We start from the raw sequence: 16523 nt of genomic DNA, 5'->3' as shown, positions 1-16523 counted from the left end.
GTGATGCCAATGACGCCCGAAGAAGCCCGGCTGGCGGCAGCGCGCGTAATGGCGCGAAGCGATCAGCTGGCTGAAATCAGTGCCGCCCCTGGGGAACTCACCCGGGTGTACCTCTCACCTGAACATTTACAGGCTAACGCGCGCGTCGCGCAGTGGATGGCCGAGGCGGGCATGACCACCTGGCAGGATGCGGTGGGTAATATTTGCGGGCGCTACGAAGCGCAACAGGAAGGCGCGCCCGCGCTGCTGCTTGGTTCGCACCTGGATACGGTGCGCAACGCCGGGCGCTACGACGGCATGCTCGGGGTGCTGACGGCCATTGAGGTCGTGGCGTGGCTGAACCAGCATCAGGTGCGTGCGGAGCAGGCGATTGAAATCGTCGGTTTCGGCGACGAAGAGGGCACTCGTTTTGGCATCACGCTGCTCGGCAGTCGTGGGCTGACCGGCACCTGGTCGCCGGAATGGCTGGATTGTTGCGATGCGCAGGGCATTAGCGTGGCACAGGCAATGGTTAACGCCGGGCTGGACCCATCGCGAATCGCCCACGCAGCGCGTTTACCGCAAGAATTTAGCGCAAGCCTGGAGCTGCATATCGAGCAGGGACCAGTGCTGGAGGGTGCAAATTTAGCGCTGGGCGTGGTGACCGCCATCAACGGTGCGCGTCGCCTGAACTGTCGTTTCGACGGTGAAGCCGGGCACGCCGGAACGGTGCCAATGAATCTGCGTCGTGATGCACTGGCCGGGGCCGCCGAATGGATGATGGCTGTTGAACAGCTGACCCGGGCGAGCGACCCGACGCTGGTGGCGACAGTCGGCACGCTGAATTGCCAGCCGGGTGCGGTGAACGTCATTCCCGGCAGCGTCTCGCTGAGCCTCGATATTCGCAGTCCCTCCGAGGAAACGCGCGAAGCGTTGCTGGTTAAGCTACTGGAAAAAGCGCAGCAGATTGCCCAGCAGCGCGGCCTGATATTCTCCCATGATATTTTTTACACCACGCCCGCCACGCCGTGCGATCCTGCGCTGCAGGACATGCTGATGCGTGCCTGCGAAAAAGTGCAGGGCAGAGCGCTAACGCTGCCGAGCGGAGCCGGACATGATTCGATGGCGCTGGCCGAACGCTGGCCGGTGGCGATGCTGTTTGTGCGCTGCGCGGGAGGCATCAGTCATCACCCTGCGGAATCCGTCGAGGCAAGTGACGTCGCGGTGGCGTTGCAGGCGTTCAGCCTGGCGGTACAGGAAATTGTGCAGCCGGATCCATTGATGCAGTTCAATGCCGCCAGCCCGGAACAGGCGGCAGCGATGATTGCAGCCTGCGTCGCGCTGCCGGAATGGCAACATGCGTTGGCGGCGGCGCGGCCTTTTTCGAGCGTTGAAAGCGTGCTGGAAACCGCTATCGCGCTGAGCGAATGCTGGCGGTTACCGGAACTGGACATTGCTCTGGAAGCGCACCCGCGCATTGGTGATAAACCGAAAGGCATTTCAGCGGAATCGGCGTTTTCACGCCAGGAGCAGTCTGCCGTCAATAGTCATGATGCGGCGCTGGCACAGGCCCTGGAGCAAGGGAATGCCGACTATGAAGCACGGTTTGGTCGCGTGTTCCTGATCCGCGCCAAAGGGCGCAGCGGGGACGAAATTCTCTCGATTCTGCAACAACGACTGAAAAATACCGAGGCTGATGAAGTGCAGGAGGCGCTGCGGCAGCTGCGACAAATTACCCAACTTCGGCTGGAAGGAGTGTTTGCCCGATGAGCCATATTTCGACTCACATCCTGGATACGTCGCTGGGAAAACCGGCGGCGGGCGTGATGATTCGCCTGGAACAGCAAACGGAAAGCGGCTGGCAGTTGTTGAAGGAGGCAGAAACCAATGCTGACGGGCGCATTGGTTCGATGTCCGAAGGCGATTTAGCCCCAGGGCGCTATCGACTGACGGCGGATATTGGGCAGTGGTTTGCGCAAACCGGGCGGGAGACGTTATATCCGTCGGCACAAATTGACGTTACCTTGCCGCGTAGCGGAGACCACTATCATTTGCCGTTTCTGATTGCCCCGTGGGGCTGGTCGACCTATCGGGGGTCGTGAGCGCACCCTCTCCTGGGGGGGGCAGTTCGGGGTGAGGGTGAAACGTATTCACAAACACCCACTAAACCCCCTTAAAGGAATGGGCTCGGCAAGACCGGAATAAACATAAATTTAAGGTTCCAGCGTGAACCGATATCGTCAGGCGATATAACAGAATATTGCAGCTCAGCGGCAAAACGTACCGGGAGTTTGCCTAATTTAACGACGTTGGAATAACCTAAACCTATCGGAAGCGTTAAACGGTCGCCCTGTTTTTTCTTCCAGTCAATGGTGATATCGGGACTCATCCCGATCAATTCGGTACCGCTCAAACGATAGTTAATGAAATACTGAATATCGGTATGGTTGGTATCTTTCCGGTTAGTTTTATTATCCGCAGACCACCAGTGCTGGGCCAATAATCCGAGGTTAGTGCCGCCAGGATGCGGAGCCAATTTTGCTAATAATAACGCCGGGCCCACCTGATAACGGCCCTGGCCCTGGAAGTCATTCTCCGCCGTGTCAAAGAGCTGCGTCGCACCGACGCCCCAGACAAAACCATCTTCCCGGTTCGGGCCAACAAGGGTCAACAGACCGGTATCGCCCATGCCGCTGCTCCTGCCGTGGGCAAACATCGCCCCATCCCCGTGAATTGAAACATCGCCCAAATTAGGGGTGTTATAGAACTGAAACACCGGTCTGACGAGGAAGTTCCAGTCTTGTTGACCAAACTTTAATGGAAAGGACATTACGGGCTGAATAGTGGTTCGGGATACCGTGCCGTTGAATTTGTCGCCTCTAAACGTGGTGTTGTCATATTGCGTCCAGAACATCCAGGCGGCACCAATTGGGTTGGCCGTCATTTTTGCAATTTTTTCCATTTCTTCAGCCGACGGGCCATCTTTATCAGCGGCATAGCCCAGGCTTGAAAAGCAAACCGCACTGGCGAAAAGATATAATAACGCATTTTTCTTGATCATAAATAAAAACCCTGGCGTGTAGATAGGCAGGGGCAATCCCCCTGAATAATTAGGTGAATAAAAAATAAAATCAGCTATTAAAATTTATGAAGGTATTAAATCTTATTGGGTAATGGCTTGAGTATTTTTGTTAGGCGTGCATTTTTTATTTCGATGTATCCATTTTTCTTTAATGTAGCCAGGATCTTAAAGACATAACTGTTCGATAAATTAGTGCGTTTTAATATGTAGTTAGCCAGGCCCTGGGTGATATGCATTTCATTGAGGTAAAGTTCAATTAACTCTTTCACCACTTTGTAGCCATTGCCGCCATGCCTGATGTCATAGATATTGGCGAGCTTATCAATGAGAGAGTAAATCAACGCCGAGAAAACAACACCGCGATACACTTGATCGGGATGACTGATTTCAAATATTTTATGAATAGGGATTTTCGCAATAATCACATCGCTTTCGGTACGGCAATAAAACGGCTGCGTTGACATGATTTTATCATCTTCCATCGCTGGCATACCGTAAAAAGCATGGTCGATGAATTTTCCTGTACCTTTATAATAAATGCCGAGCAGTCCGGAAAGTACAAAGCCGACTTCTGCTTTCTCTAGATTTAATGATTGGCCTTTACTGTATCGAATTTGTACTCCATGCGATTTTACGAAATCCATGAATGCATTAAATTCATCAGTACTATAGAGGTTATTGCTGTTTTCCTTTTTCATCCCCTCTCCCATAATTCTGACTGTTTAATTACGCAGGTAGCGTGTTTCATCGGACAGTATAACAGAATACTTCTACCCGTCTAAGCTTACTGAAATTGAGCTAAAAGTAAAATTGGATAATGAAACCATATGTCATAGTAGATATTCCATACTCAAGTATCCGCTATAACGAAGCGTGGTGCATGTTCTTGCTGATGATATTTCCTGGAGGGAGAAAGGTCTCATATGAGATATCATTTCATAAATGAGTCGAGGATGGCGTTGACATCGATTTTTACAACGTCATACTGCGGAGCATATCAGGGGATGTATCTCATGAGTCTGTAATATTTCGGGCAGCATAATACCATGACGAAAAAATTAACTTCCAAATCCGTACTCATTATGGCTATGGCATTTATTGCTGGTGGTATTGCCTGGTTTTCTGCACAGCATTATAAGGTTGAGAGCAAGCATGTTGCGCAGGAAAATAAAGTGTATGCGGTCGCGCTGAATCATCTTCGCGAAGAGATTAAACAGTTAAACTTAACGTCGGTTAATCATCAGATTCATAAAAACACCCGACTGGACAGCGCCAGTATGAATGAGCGGGATAAGGTCGCGATTTATGAACTCACGTTGCTCGATGTTTCTCAGGCTGATATTCGCCACATTAGTGATGGTCAAAAGTCAAAAATTAAAGCCGTAGAAAAACAGAATCTTATTCAGAAACTGAAAGCAGATGTTCACACCGGCCCGTTGTTTGAACATGGCTGGTCAATGAAGTTTATTCAAAAGACCCGCGAAGGCGAATTGCTGAGTGCGATTACGATTACTCAGGATGATATGCTGCAAGCACCCGCGGGCGACCGTCACAACGTTATCTGAATAAAGAAAGAGGGTGGCAAAGCCACCCTCAATCGTTTTCCCGCTCAACTACAGCTTATAAATGCGCGTCTCCCAACGATGAAGTCGGTAAGGCTCATCAATCTCCGCATAATTCCCCAGCACGCGCGTCGCGCCTTTAAGCTGTAATTCTGCTTCAGGCCAGCGGGCCGATTTCGATGACAGATTACACAGCACCAGAAACGTTTCATCGCCCAATTCGCGACGATAAGCGTAAATCTGTGGGTGATCCGCCAGTTCCAGCTGATAACGCCCGTAGATAAGCGAGCGTTCTTTCTTACGCAGGCTGATTAACGCGCGATAAAAGTTGAGTACTGAATCCGGGTCCTGCCGCTGGCTGGCGACGTTGATGATTTCGTAGTTGGCATTAACGTGAAACCACGGCTTCGCCTCGCTGAAACCGGCGTTGGGGGAGTGGCTCCACTGCATCGGCGTGCGGGAATTATCGCGCCCGGTGTGGGTAAGGAACGCAATAATTTCCTCCTCGCTTTTACCGAGCGCCGCCATTTCGCGCCACATGTTTTTCGCCGAGACATCGTCAAAATCGGCCAGCCCACTGAAGCGGGTGTTGGTCATACCGATTTCCTGGCCCTGATAGATAAACGGCGTACCCTGCATCAGAAAATAGAGCGCGGCAATGCAGGTCGCGCTTTCCCGCCAGTAATGTTGGGTGTCGCCCCAGCGCGAAGTAATGCGCGTTAAATCGTGGTTTTCGACGTACAGCGCATTCCAGCCTTTGCCTTCCAGCGCCGCCTGCCAGCCGGTGAATATCGTCTTCAGTACCGAAGGCTCTGGGCGCAAACCGGCTTCCGGATCCCACAGACGAACGTGTTCGAACTGGAATACCATGTTCAGACGGTTGCGGTGCTCGCCGACCCACTCCTCGGCGTGTTCAGAGTCCAGGCCATTCACTTCGCCGACGGTCACAATGTCGTAATGCTGAAACACCTTCTGGCTCATGTCGTCGACGTAGTCGAGCAGCCCGTCGTAGTTCAGATGGCTTTTCATCGACGGCACATAGCGCAATTTGTCCGGGTTCGGCACATCGGCAAGTGTCGGTTCTTTTTTCATATGGCAAATCGCGTCGATACGAAAACCGTCGATCCCTTTCTCCAGCCACCAGTGCATCATGTCGTATACCGCCCGGCGCACGTCGTGGTTTTCCCAGTTCAAATCTGGCTGGCGACGGGTAAACAGGTGCAGATAATACTGCTCCGTTTTCGCGTCATATTCCCAGGCCGAACCTTTAAAAATTCCTTCCCAGTTATTGGGCTCCGCACCGTTTTTGCCGTCGCGCCAGGTGTACCAGTCGCGTTTGGGGTTATCGCGAGATGAGCGGGATTCAAGGAACCACGGATGTTCGTCGGAAGTGTGGTTGACCACGAGGTCGATAATCAGGCGCATGCCGCGCAGGTGAACCTGTTCGAGCAGATGGTCGAAATCGGCCATCGTGCCAAATTCGGCCATGATCTCCTGATAATTGCTGATGTCATAGCCGTTATCATCATTCGGTGAAGTGTACATCGGGCAGATCCAGATCAGATCGATGCCAAGATCTTTCAGATAATCGAGTTTCTCGGTGATGCCATTCAGGTCGCCGATGCCGTCCCCGTTGCTGTCCTTAAAACTGCGTGGATAAATCTGGTAGGCCACCGCCTCTTTCCACCAGTTCGCCATCGTTTACCTCCCGATTCGTAACGCAAAAGATTCATAAGGTTGCAGCTCAAGACTCACCGCCAGTTGGTCACGCGGCGCGTAGTTGCTGGAAAGGCACTCGCCGTGCCAGTGTTGCATCGCCTCGGGAATCTCCAGGGTGAGATGCTCGGCGGAGAAATTGTTGATAACCAGCAGCCGCTCGTCGCCGAGCGTGCGCAGCCACGCAAATACCTGCGGGTGGTCAGCCATCACCGGCTGGTAATCGCCGTAAACCAGCACCGGATACTGCTTGCGCAGGGCAATCAGCTTCTGGTAATGCCAGAGGATCGAGTCCGGCTGTTCAAGGGCCGCCGCGACGTTTATCTCCGGATAGTTCGGGTTGACTGCAATCCACGGCGTGCCGCTGGTGAAACCAGCATTGGGGCTGGCGTCCCACTGCATCGGCGTGCGGGCGTTGTCGCGCCCATTGGCATGAATGCCCAGCATCATCTCTTCATGGCTGACGCCGTCTGCCAGCCGTTCGTGGTACAAATTCAGGCTTTCGATATCGCGGTAATCGTTGATGTCGCTGAAACGCACATTGGTCATACCGATTTCTTCGCCCTGATAGATATATGGCGTGCCTTTGAGGCAGTGCAGGGCGGTGGCTAGCATTTTGGCAGAGGCTTCGCGGAATTCGCCTTCGTCGCCAAATTTCGACACCGCGCGGGGTAAATCGTGGTTGCTCCAGAACAGCGAGTTCCAGCCGTCATCGGCCAGCGCGGTTTGCCATTTGTCGATAACCGCTTTGAAACTGGCCAGCGCAAACGGCTTGCTGCGCCATTTCCCGGCGTGCTCATCCCAGAACTGTTTGATGTGGTCGAACTGGAACACCATCGACAGTTCTTCACGTTCAGCGCCGCTGTACAGCAGGGCGTCTGCGGGGGAAGCGCTCCAGGCTTCACCGACGGTAACGTAATCGCCGTTGCCGAAGGTGGCGCGGTTCATCTGGCGGATCAGCGCATGCAGATTTTTGCCGTTGGCCATGATTTGTGCATCGACTTCTTTGCCGATGAGGTCGATAACGTCCATGCGAAAACCGCCGATGCCTTTCGCCAGCCAGCGGTTCATCATGGCGTGGACCTCTTCGTGTACGCGCGGGTTTTCCCAGTTGAGGTCCGGCTGGCGTTTAGAAAATTGATGCAGGAAATATTCGCCGCTGGCTTCGTCAAAGGCCCAGCCGCTGCCGCCAAAATAGGAGCGGAAATTATTCGGGGGCCCGCCGTCTGACGCTGGTTGGCGCCAGATATAGAAATCACGGTACGGGTTATCCTTCGATTTCAGCGCTTCAAGAAACCACGGATGTTCGTCGGAGGTGTGGTTGACGACTAAATCCATCAGGATGTGAATGCCGCGCTGTTTGGCTTGTGCAATCAGGGCGTCCATGTCCGCCAGGGTGCCAAATTCGGCGGCAATATCTTCGTAATCGGAGATGTCGTAGCCGTTGTCGTCCATTGGCGAGCGGTAGACCGGCGAGAGCCAAATCAGGTTGATGCCGAGCTGGTGGAGGTAATCGAGTTTGCTGATGATGCCGGGAATGTCGCCGATGCCGTCACCGTCGCTGTCCATAAAGCTGCGCGGGTAGATTTGGTACACCACCGCGTTGTGCCATGCTTTTTTTTCCACTGGGATCTCCTTTTAAATTCGCGTGAAAGCCCGCCCATCCGCTTCAAACAAATAGCAACTCTCCGTTGGCAAACGCAGCCCAACCCGCTGATCGGGCGTGATCTCCAGCCGCGACGTCAGGCGGATAACCAACGGCTCGCTGCCATAGCCGCTATTAACGTACAGCAACGTTTCGTTGCCCATCTGCTCGACAAACAGCACTTCGCCTTCCACGTCGGCCACGGCTAAATCAATAAGCTGGACGTGCTCCGGGCGGATCCCCAGCCATACGCTGTTGCCGACTTTCCCATCAAGCGTATTCACCGGCAGCACAATGCGTTGTCGGTTTTCCAGATCCACAACCGTCTCCTGCTCGCCCGTTTCTGCGATCGTGCCCGCAATCAGATTCATTTTAGGTGACCCAATAAACTGCGCGACGAACAGGTTGGCGGGATGATCGTACAGCTCAAGCGGGGAACCGACTTGCTCAATCTGCCCCTGATTAAGCACCACGATGCGGTCGGCCAGCGTCATCGCTTCCACCTGGTCATGGGTGACGTACAAAATCGTGGCGTTGATGCGTTTATGCAGCGCGGCAATTTCCATGCGCATCTGTACGCGCAGCGAGGCGTCGAGGTTGGAAAGCGGTTCATCGAACAAAAACAGGCTCGGCTCACGCACAATCGCCCGGCCAATCGCCACGCGCTGGCGCTGACCGCCAGAGAGATCTTTCGGCCGTCGGTCGAGCAGTTGCTCCAGCTGCAAAATGCGCGCGCTGGCCTGCACCTTTTTGTCGATTTCCGTCGGCGGCAGCTTCGCCATTTCCAGCGCGAAGGCCATATTCTGGTACACCGTCATATGTGGATACAGTGCGTAGGACTGGAACACCATTCCGATGCCGCGCTCAGACGGCGAATCGTCGTTGACGCATACGCCGTCGATGCGCATTTCGCCGTCGCTGATTTCCTCCAGCCCGGCGACCATCCTTAACAGCGTGGATTTGCCGCAGCCCGACGGCCCTACGACCACCACAAACTCGCCGTCGTTAACGGTCAAATCCAGGGGCTTAATCACCTCCGAGGAGGTGCCGTAGCGTTTAGATATTTTATCGAGTACCAGTTGCCCCATAGTTATCCCTTAATCGCTCCGCTGGTCAGCCCGCTGACAATGCGTTTCTGGAAGATGAGCACCAGCACAATAATCGGCAGCGTCACCACCACCGAGGCCGCCATAATACTGCCCCACGGCAGTTCAAAGGTCGACGCGCCGCTGAACATGCTGATAGCCACCGGCACGGTACGCTTGTCGCCGGAAATAATGAACGTCAGTGCAAACATGAATTCGTTCCATGCGCCGATAAACGCCAGCAGCCCGGTAGTGACCAGCGCAGGCGCCAGAATCGGGGCAAACACCCGGCGGATAATAGTCCAGGTTTTCGCCCCGTCGACAATCGCCGCTTCTTCCAACTCCACCGGAATTGACTTCATAAACGTGGTCAGCACCCAGACGGTGAACGGTAGCGAAAATGTGGTGTACGAGAGCACCAGTGCGCCGAGGGAGTCGTACAGCCCCAGAAAACGCACCAATTCGAACATCCCGGTCAGCACCGCCACCTGCGGGAACATCGACACGCAGAGAATGGTAAACAGCAGGAATTTACGTCCGCGAAACGGCACCCGCGCGAGGGCGAACGACGCGGTAATCGACACCAGTAGACAGATGCCGACGGTAATCGTCGCCACCAGCACCGAGTTCAGCAGGCTGCGGGCGATACCGTTATCCACTAGTGCCACCACGTAGTTGTGCCAGTGAAAGCCGTTCGGCAAATAGGCGGGTAGAAAAAGTTCCTGCCCGGTGCGCAGTGAGGTCAGAATGGCGTAATAAAACGGAAAAACGCAAAACAGTACGGCGACGGTTGCACCACAATAAATCACCAGTTGGTGGCCGAATTTGCGCTGACGACGGGTGGTTTTCATCACCGCTTCTCCTTCTCGTTAAGCTTCGAGACGCGGATAAAGCAGGCTGCAATGCCCGCCACCATCATGAACACCAGCACTGACGCCGCAGAGCCGACGCCCATATCCTGATACGAGATGATTTGCTCGCGGGCGTAACCGGAAATCGACATCGTCGCTTCGCTGTTGGACGTCAGCACGAAAATCAGGTCGAAAATGCGCATCGCGTCCATTACACGGAAGATAAGCGCCACGATCATCGCGGGGAGGATCAGCGGCAGCGTAATGCGCTTAAAGCGTTGCCAGGCGCTGGCCCCGTCAACGCGAGCGGCCTCATACAGATCGCCAGGGATCAGCTGTAGCGCCGCCAGCAGCATCAGCGCCATAAACGGCGTAGTCTTCCAGACATCGGCGATCACCACCGCCCACATCGACAGCGACGGCTCGGCGATCCACGCCAGATGCGCCTGGTAGCCAAAGACTTTGGCCAGCAGGGAGTTCACCACGCCGTACTGATCGTGGAACATCCAGCCCCACATTTTGGCGCTGACAATCGTCGGGATCGCCCACGGCACCAGAATGGCGGTACGCACCAAACCCTGACCGCGAAATTTTTCGTTCATTAGTAGCGCCAGCAGCATTCCGAGCAGCAATTCGAGGCTGACGGAAACCAGCGTAAACCACAGCGTGTTGCCGACCGCCTGCCACCACAGCGGGTCCACCAGCACGCCGCTGCTTTGGCCGTCGTGATTGAAGTAATAGTTTGCCAGCCCGACCATCTGATAGTCGCTCGGGTTGTCGAGCATCGCGTTGGTAAAACTGAAAAAGAAGGTACGCGCCAGCGGCCAACCCGCCGCCAGCGCAAGGAGAATCAGCGCGGGCGCCACCAGTATCCACGCGATACGGCGGCGCCGCTGTTGATAGCCGAGACGAGCCAATTAATGCCAGTCCTTCCCTTTCACGCGCTCAAGGCGTTTTTGCAGGTCGGCCACGGCGGTTTTGCCGTCGCTGCCACCGTTGAGCACCTTGAAGGTCACGTTAAAGATGGCGTTAGAGACGCGCGGATACTGACTTTTGGTCGCTGTCGCCGGACGCGGCACCGCATTGGCGAAGATCTCTTTGAACATCGTCAGATGCGGCGCGGTTTCCAGGACCGCTTTGTCATCATACAGCGCCGAACGCGTCGGGGCGAAGCCGAGGTATTTCAGCTGCATTTTCTGCGAATCGGCGTCAGTGAGGATTTTCAGCAGCGCAATCGCCGCCTCTTTGTTTTTGGTGTTGCCGTTAATCGACCACTGCCAGCCGCCCAGCGCATTAGCCGATTTACCGTCCGGCCCGGCAGGTAGCGGCGCGACGCCGACTTTACCTTTCAGCGGGCTGTCTGCGCCCTGCGAGAGCAAATACGCATAAGGCCAGTTACGCATAAACAGCGCATCTCCGTTCTGGAACACTGCGCGCGACTCTTCCTCTTTGTAGCCCAGAGCGCCTTTCGGCGTGATTTTGCCAATCCAGCCCGCGACCATATCCAGTGCGGCAGCCGCCTTCGGATTATTGATGGTCACGTTCCCTTTTTCATCGATGAACGTGCCGCCGCCGTAGGAATCAACCCACTCCAGCGCGTTACAAGTCAGGCCCTCATACGATTTTCCCTGGAAGATCATCCCCCAGAAGTTTTTATGTCCTGCCTTGCGTTCTTCCGCCTGAATTTTGGTGGCGATACGCGTTAAATCAGCCCAGGTTTTTGGCGGCTGTTCGTTGTATTTTTCGAGCAGGTCTTTGCGGTAATAGAGCACCCCGGTATCGAGATAAGCCGGAATGGCTTTCACTTTGCCGTTAACGGTGTCGTTCGCCCACGGGCCAGGGAAGAAATCGCCTTTCATATCGGCAACGGCATCGGTTAAATCGAGCGTTTGCTTATCCAGCAGGCCGACCCAAATGGTGTCGGACTGGAAGAGGTCCACCGCTTTTTCATCTTTCGCGGCAAAAAGCTGCTGGAGCAGGGCCAGCTTTTCATCCGACGCCGCCGGGAATTCGATAAATTCCAGCTTGTTGTTGGTCTGTTTCTCGAAACGGTCTTTGACGTAGTTGCAGTATTCCTTACCGCCAGGGGAGATCGGACATTCCATACGCAGGGTATCGGCAAGCGCGGCGTTAGCAACGCTCGCCAGCGCTAAGGTAATAAGACTTAACGTCAGCTTTTTCATTCTGTCCTCATTATTAACTCGCTGTAGAGGTGGGTATAAAAAATAAACACGCCATCTCCAAAGCTAGTTAACAACGAGGTCGATCAGCAAGTTAGCAGCCTAATCTTTGTCTCAAATCTGGAGCTACTGCACGGATATGGTTTTTTTTTTAGCGCTTCGGTGAAAGAAGCGCTAAAGGAGGGGGAAAGCAGAAGGGTTAATCAGCCAATCGTGAAGCCATCGGCATCTTGCCAGGCCGGGAATTTTTCGCGGTATTCCTGTAAGGCCGAGAGCGACAGTTCGGCATTAATCTGCGTTGCCTGATGCGGCTCGGCGCTGGCGATGATTTCGCCCTGCGGGTTGATAACCCGGCTGTCGCCGCGATAGTGATGCCCGTTGCCGTCGGTGCCGACGCGGTTACAGCCGATGACGTAAGCCTGGTTCTCAATGGCGCGAGCGGTTAACAGTGCCTGCCAGTGCAGAGAACGTGGCGCAGGCCAGTTGGCGACATACAGCGCCAGATCGTAATCGTTGCGGTTGCGCGACCATACCGGGAAACGCAGGTCGTAACACACCAGCGGCAGAATGCGCCAGCCGCGCCATTCGAACACCAGGCGCTCGTGGCCCGCCTCATAATGATGATGTTCATCCGCCATGCGGAACAGATGACGCTTATCATAGCGATGCACCTGGCCTTCAGGCTCAACCAGCAAAAAGCGGTTCACCGGGCCACGAGCGGTTTGCAGCGCGGCGCTGCCTGCAATGAGGGCGTCCGTTTGCTGCGCTTTTTCATGCATCCACGCGACAACTTTTTCTTCCGGCAACGACTGGGTGGCCGCTTCCATCGCAAAGCCGGTGGTGAACATCTCTGGCAGCACAATCACATCGCGCCCGTGAATCGCTTCCAACTGACGATCGAAATGACGCAGGTTAGCGGGGCCGTCCATCCACACCAAGGGTTGTTGTAATACTGTTACTTTCAGATTGGGCACTGTCAGAAACTCCCGATTATTGGCTTACGAGTCACTGATCTACCTTATCAGGGACAGGCGAGAGTGCGTAACATTTCAATGTAAAAAGCGGAGAAGAGTCTCCGCTTTTAGGATGATGACCTGGTGCCGGGTGGCGCTGCGCTTACCCGGCTTACAATCGAAAGGGATAAGGGTTATGCGGCCTCAATCTTGCGGACTTTCTCCGGCAGCTTTACCGGCCTGGTCGCCAGCGCATCCGGTTCGAAATCATCAACGTTAATACTGCGCAGACGGCTTTCTTCGGCTTTGGTCAGAATATCCGCTTCATCCTGGTCAATCAGCCCTTTGGCAAGCGCGTTCCGGGCCAGCTCATCGAGACGGGTGAATGGCAGGTTTTTGCCAATCTCTTTGCAAATACGCTGATGGATCGGATCGGCGGCCATGACGTCCAGTAGCGCTTGTTCCAGCAGGCCAACCGGGTTGTGCTCGCTGGGCGTCAGGTACTGACCGCGGCCGATACGTGAACGGGTCGCGCTTGGCACTTGCAGGATTTTCGCCACGGCGTGATCCAGCTTATCTGACGGTGCGACGTAGTGACGACCGGTCGGGAAGATGACGAAGCGCATTACGCCTGCCACAAAGCCGTTCGGGAAGTTACGCAGCAGGTCATCCATCGCCTGTTCAGCCTGATGCAGCGCGTCCTGAACGCCCCAATGAACCAGCGGCAGATCCGCTTCGTTACGGCCTTCGTCGTCATAGCGTTTCAGCACCGCAGAGGCCAGATACAACTGGCTCAGCACATCCCCCAGACGGGCGGAGATACGCTCGCGGCGCTTCAGACTGCCGCCGAGTACCGCCATTGATACGTCAGACAGCAGCGCCAGGTTGGCACTCAGGCGGTTCAGATGCTGATAGTAACGACGGGTCGCATCGTGTGTCGGCGTGCTGCTGGTCAGACCGCGAGTCAGACCCAGCCAGAAGCTGCGCACTTTGTTGCTGCCCACGTGGCCGATGTGTTTAAACAGCAGCTGGTCGAAGGCGTTAAGATCTTTATTCTGTGCGGCGGCCATCTCTTCGAGCACGTACGGATGGCAGCGGATCGCGCCCTGGCCGAAGATCATCATGCTGCGCGTCAGAATGTTAGCGCCTTCCACGGTGATCGCAATGGGTGCACCCTGATAAGCACGGGCGAGGAAGTTGCCTTCGCCGAGCATAATGCCTTTACCGCCGGTGATATCCATCGCATCAATAATTGACTGCTGACCACGGTGGGTACAGTGATATTTCACAATCGCCGACAGCACCGCCGGTTTTTCACCGAGCATAATCCCGTAGGTGATAAGCGACGCTGCAGCGTCCATCACGTACGCGTTTCCTGCGATACGCGCCAGTGGTTCTTCGATCCCTTCCATTTTACCGATAGAGATTTTGAACTGGCGGCGGATGTGCGCGTAAGCCCCGGTCGCCATCGCCACGGATTTCACGCCGCCCGTGGAGTTTGACGGCAGGGTGATGCCGCGACCCACAGACAGACATTCCACCAGCATACGCCAGCCCTGACCGGCCATTTTTGGCCCGCCGATGATGAAATCAATCGGCACGAAAATATCCTGACCGCGGGTCGGACCATTCTGGAACGGCACGTTGAGCGGGAAGTGACGACGGCCAATTTCCACGCCCGGCGTACCGGTTGGGATCAGCGCACAGGTAATGCCTAAATCTTCCTCGCCGCCCAGCAGTTTGTCCGGGTCAGAAAGTTTGAATGCCAGACCGAGCACGGTCGCAATCGGCGCGAGGGTGATGTAGCGTTTGTTCCAGGTGAGGCGCATCCCGAGCACCTGCTCACCCTGCCATTCGCCCATGCACACCACGCCGGTATCCGGAATGGCGCCCGCATCAGAACCGGCTTCCGGGCTGGTCAGTGCGAAACACGGGATTTCCTGACCACGCGCCAGACGCGGCAGGTAATGATTTTTCTGCTCGTCGGTGCCGTAATGCTGCAACAGCTCGCCCGGGCCGAGGGAGTTCGGCACGCCGACGGTGATCGCCAGGATCCCGGAGACGCCGGACAGCTTTTGCAGCACGCGAGACTGCGCATACGCAGAGAATTCGAGACCGCCATACTCTTTCTTAATGATCATCGCGAAGAAGCGATGCTCTTTCAGATACGCCCACAGTTCCGGCGGCAGATCCGCCAGTTCGTGGGTGATCTCGAAGTCGTTCGCCATACGGCAGGCTTCTTCCACCGGGCCGTCGATAAACGCCTGTTCTTCCGCGGTCAGCTGCGGCTGCGGGTAGTTGTGTAGTTTTTTCCAGTCCGGATTGCCCTGGAACAGATCGCCTTCCCACCAGGTGGTGCCCGCGTCGATCGCTTCTTTCTCGGTGCGCGACATCGGCGGCATCACTTTGCTGAAGGTGCGGAACACCGGCGCGGAGATCATCGCTTTACGCATTGGACGCAGGTTAAACGGCACCAGGATGATTGCCAGAGGAACCAGCAGCCAGATGTTCCACAGGCTAGAAGCCGCCAGCGCCCCGGTCCAGACCAGCAGAATGAGGCTGCTCAACAGCAGATTAACCCGGTGATAGAAGAGCACGCCGAGCAGGATAACGGTGGCAATAATACTCAAAATCATCATAAAGAAATGCTCCCTTGCTTGTAGGAGGTCTGACCACTTGTGATGTATTGGTTGTAGTGGATGTCATTTCTTTTATCAATGTGTTTACAAAATAATTACAACATGGCTCACACTGTTGCCGTTTTCAGTGGCACGGATAATCAAAAGCACCGGGGATAACTGAGCTGAATGCTTCTCGCTGCATCCGCTATCCGTTACACTGCTGAGGTTAATCATTAAAGCGGAAGGACACTCCTCATGTACCAGGATCTTATTCGTAACGAACTGAATGAAGCAGCGGAAACTCTGGCCAATTTCCTGGCCGATGAAGCGAACATCCATGCGATTCAACGCGCGGCAGTGCTGCTCGCAGACAGCTTTAAAGCGGGCGGGAAAGTACTCTCCTGCGGTAACGGCGGCTCCCATTGTGACGCAATGCACTTCGCGGAAGAGCTGACCGGTCGCTACCGTGAAAACCGTCCGGGCTACCCGGCGATTGCCATTTCAGACGTCAGCCATCTCTCCTGCGTCAGCAATGATTTCGGCTACGAATATGTGTTCTCTCGTTATGTTGAATCCGTCGGCCGTGCCGGTGACGTACTGTTCGGGATTTCCACCTCCGGCAACTCTGGTAACGTGATTAAAGCGATTGAAGCTGCGCGCGCACAGGGCATGAAAGTCATCACCCTGACCGGCAAAGACGGCGGCAAAATGGACGGCTCTGCTGACGTTGAAATTCGCGTGCCGCACTTTGGTTACGCCGACCGCATTCAGGAAATCCATATTAAGGTTATCCATATCCTGATTATGCTGATCGAAAAAGAGATGGTAAAAGCATAAGTGGTAGCGGGG

General features: G+C 54.9%; 14 protein-coding genes and 1 pseudogene. 5 read left to right on the top strand and 10 right to left on the bottom strand.

The window, feature by feature from the left end; genetic code table 11:
- Nucleotides 1-3 precede the first annotated feature (3 nt).
- The 3 genes and pseudogenes from hpxK to uraH form a co-directional block, all read left to right on the top strand.
- Nucleotides 4-1242 (top strand): annotated as a pseudogene (gene hpxK, locus MUU51_RS21995) (allantoate amidohydrolase); the annotation flags it as partial.
- Nucleotides 1243-1260: 18 nt separating this feature from the next.
- Nucleotides 1261-1749: a 2-oxo-4-hydroxy-4-carboxy-5-ureidoimidazoline decarboxylase gene (uraD, locus tag MUU51_RS21990; protein WP_258968632.1), complete on the top strand. Its 489-nt coding sequence runs from the start codon at nucleotides 1261-1263 to the stop codon at nucleotides 1747-1749.
- Nucleotides 1746-2081, top strand: coding sequence for a hydroxyisourate hydrolase (gene uraH / locus MUU51_RS21985; RefSeq protein WP_159775937.1), 336 nt, complete (start codon nucleotides 1746-1748; stop codon nucleotides 2079-2081). The genes uraD and uraH overlap by 4 nt, the downstream gene beginning before the upstream one ends.
- Before the next feature lie 71 nt (nucleotides 2082-2152).
- On the opposite strand, the gene MUU51_RS21980 is transcribed toward uraH, so the two are convergent.
- Nucleotides 2153-3040 (bottom strand): hypothetical protein, encoded by an 888-nt coding sequence (locus tag MUU51_RS21980; protein WP_159775939.1) that lies wholly within the window; start codon nucleotides 3038-3040, stop codon nucleotides 2153-2155.
- A gap of 95 nt (nucleotides 3041-3135) precedes the next feature.
- The gene (locus MUU51_RS21975; protein ID WP_258968602.1) at nucleotides 3136-3759 is read right to left on the bottom strand and encodes a helix-turn-helix domain-containing protein; all 624 of its coding nucleotides are present in this window, start codon (nucleotides 3757-3759) and stop codon (nucleotides 3136-3138) included.
- A gap of 348 nt (nucleotides 3760-4107) precedes the next feature.
- Here MUU51_RS21975 and MUU51_RS21970 point away from each other — a divergent pair, with 348 nt between their 5' ends.
- Nucleotides 4108-4626: a hypothetical protein gene (locus MUU51_RS21970; RefSeq protein WP_159775943.1), complete on the top strand. Its 519-nt coding sequence runs from the start codon at nucleotides 4108-4110 to the stop codon at nucleotides 4624-4626.
- A 48-nt stretch (nucleotides 4627-4674) separates the two neighbouring features.
- Here MUU51_RS21970 and MUU51_RS21965 read toward each other — a convergent pair whose 3' ends face one another.
- The 8 genes from MUU51_RS21965 to fadE form a co-directional block, all read right to left on the bottom strand.
- On the bottom strand, nucleotides 4675-6321 hold the full coding sequence (locus tag MUU51_RS21965; RefSeq protein ID WP_159775945.1) for a glycoside hydrolase family 13 protein: 1647 nt from the start codon (nucleotides 6319-6321) through the stop codon (nucleotides 4675-4677).
- A gap of 3 nt (nucleotides 6322-6324) precedes the next feature.
- Nucleotides 6325-7965: a glycoside hydrolase family 13 protein gene (locus MUU51_RS21960; protein ID WP_258968601.1), complete on the bottom strand. Its 1641-nt coding sequence runs from the start codon at nucleotides 7963-7965 to the stop codon at nucleotides 6325-6327.
- Nucleotides 7966-7977: 12 nt separating this feature from the next.
- The gene (locus MUU51_RS21955) at nucleotides 7978-9072 is read right to left on the bottom strand and encodes an ABC transporter ATP-binding protein (protein ID WP_159775949.1); all 1095 of its coding nucleotides are present in this window, start codon (nucleotides 9070-9072) and stop codon (nucleotides 7978-7980) included.
- 2 nt (nucleotides 9073-9074) lie between these two features.
- Entirely contained in the window at nucleotides 9075-9920 is an 846-nt protein-coding gene (locus tag MUU51_RS21950) for a carbohydrate ABC transporter permease (protein WP_159776001.1), read from the bottom strand.
- Nucleotides 9920-10837, bottom strand: coding sequence for a carbohydrate ABC transporter permease (locus MUU51_RS21945; RefSeq protein WP_258968600.1), 918 nt, complete (start codon nucleotides 10835-10837; stop codon nucleotides 9920-9922). Before MUU51_RS21945 ends, MUU51_RS21950 begins: the two co-directional genes overlap by 1 nt.
- Nucleotides 10838-12103: an ABC transporter substrate-binding protein gene (locus tag MUU51_RS21940; protein ID WP_159775951.1), complete on the bottom strand. Its 1266-nt coding sequence runs from the start codon at nucleotides 12101-12103 to the stop codon at nucleotides 10838-10840.
- Nucleotides 12104-12303: 200 nt separating this feature from the next.
- A complete protein-coding gene (locus tag MUU51_RS21935) occupies nucleotides 12304-13074 on the bottom strand; it encodes an amidohydrolase (protein ID WP_258968599.1) in 771 nt (256 codons plus the stop codon).
- 173 nt (nucleotides 13075-13247) lie between these two features.
- Complete coding sequence (gene fadE, locus MUU51_RS21930) at nucleotides 13248-15692, bottom strand: acyl-CoA dehydrogenase FadE (RefSeq protein ID WP_258968598.1); 2445 nt, start codon at nucleotides 15690-15692, stop codon at nucleotides 13248-13250.
- A gap of 237 nt (nucleotides 15693-15929) precedes the next feature.
- On the opposite strand from fadE, the gene lpcA reads away from it, so the two are divergent.
- The gene (gene lpcA / locus MUU51_RS21925) at nucleotides 15930-16511 is read left to right on the top strand and encodes a D-sedoheptulose 7-phosphate isomerase (protein ID WP_110511600.1); all 582 of its coding nucleotides are present in this window, start codon (nucleotides 15930-15932) and stop codon (nucleotides 16509-16511) included.
- The last annotated feature ends 12 nt before the right edge of the window (nucleotides 16512-16523 follow it).

This window comes from Scandinavium manionii (genome assembly GCF_024764775.1).
Taxonomy (GTDB): Bacteria; Pseudomonadota; Gammaproteobacteria; order Enterobacterales; family Enterobacteriaceae; genus Scandinavium; species Scandinavium manionii.
This window is presented reverse-complemented; position numbering and strand designations above follow the sequence as displayed.

Excerpts from the sequence above, each read along its gene's own strand:
- MUU51_RS21955 (WP_159775949.1), bottom strand. The coding sequence starts at position 9,072 with ATGGGGCAACTGGTACTCGATAAAATATCTAAACGCTACGGCACCTCC.
- MUU51_RS21970 (WP_159775943.1), top strand. The coding sequence starts at position 4,108 with ATGACGAAAAAATTAACTTCCAAATCCGTACTCATTATGGCTATGGCA.
- MUU51_RS21965 (WP_159775945.1), bottom strand. The coding sequence starts at position 6,321 with ATGGCGAACTGGTGGAAAGAGGCGGTGGCCTACCAGATTTATCCACGC.
- lpcA (WP_110511600.1), top strand. The coding sequence starts at position 15,930 with ATGTACCAGGATCTTATTCGTAACGAACTGAATGAAGCAGCGGAAACT.
- MUU51_RS21980 (WP_159775939.1), bottom strand. The coding sequence starts at position 3,040 with ATGATCAAGAAAAATGCGTTATTATATCTTTTCGCCAGTGCGGTTTGC.
- fadE (WP_258968598.1), bottom strand. The coding sequence starts at position 15,692 with ATGATGATTTTGAGTATTATTGCCACCGTTATCCTGCTCGGCGTGCTC.
- MUU51_RS21950 (WP_159776001.1), bottom strand. The coding sequence starts at position 9,920 with ATGAAAACCACCCGTCGTCAGCGCAAATTCGGCCACCAACTGGTGATT.
- uraH (WP_159775937.1), top strand. The coding sequence starts at position 1,746 with ATGAGCCATATTTCGACTCACATCCTGGATACGTCGCTGGGAAAACCG.
- uraD (WP_258968632.1), top strand. The coding sequence starts at position 1,261 with ATGCAGTTCAATGCCGCCAGCCCGGAACAGGCGGCAGCGATGATTGCA.
- MUU51_RS21940 (WP_159775951.1), bottom strand. The coding sequence starts at position 12,103 with ATGAAAAAGCTGACGTTAAGTCTTATTACCTTAGCGCTGGCGAGCGTT.
- MUU51_RS21975 (WP_258968602.1), bottom strand. The coding sequence starts at position 3,759 with ATGAAAAAGGAAAACAGCAATAACCTCTATAGTACTGATGAATTTAAT.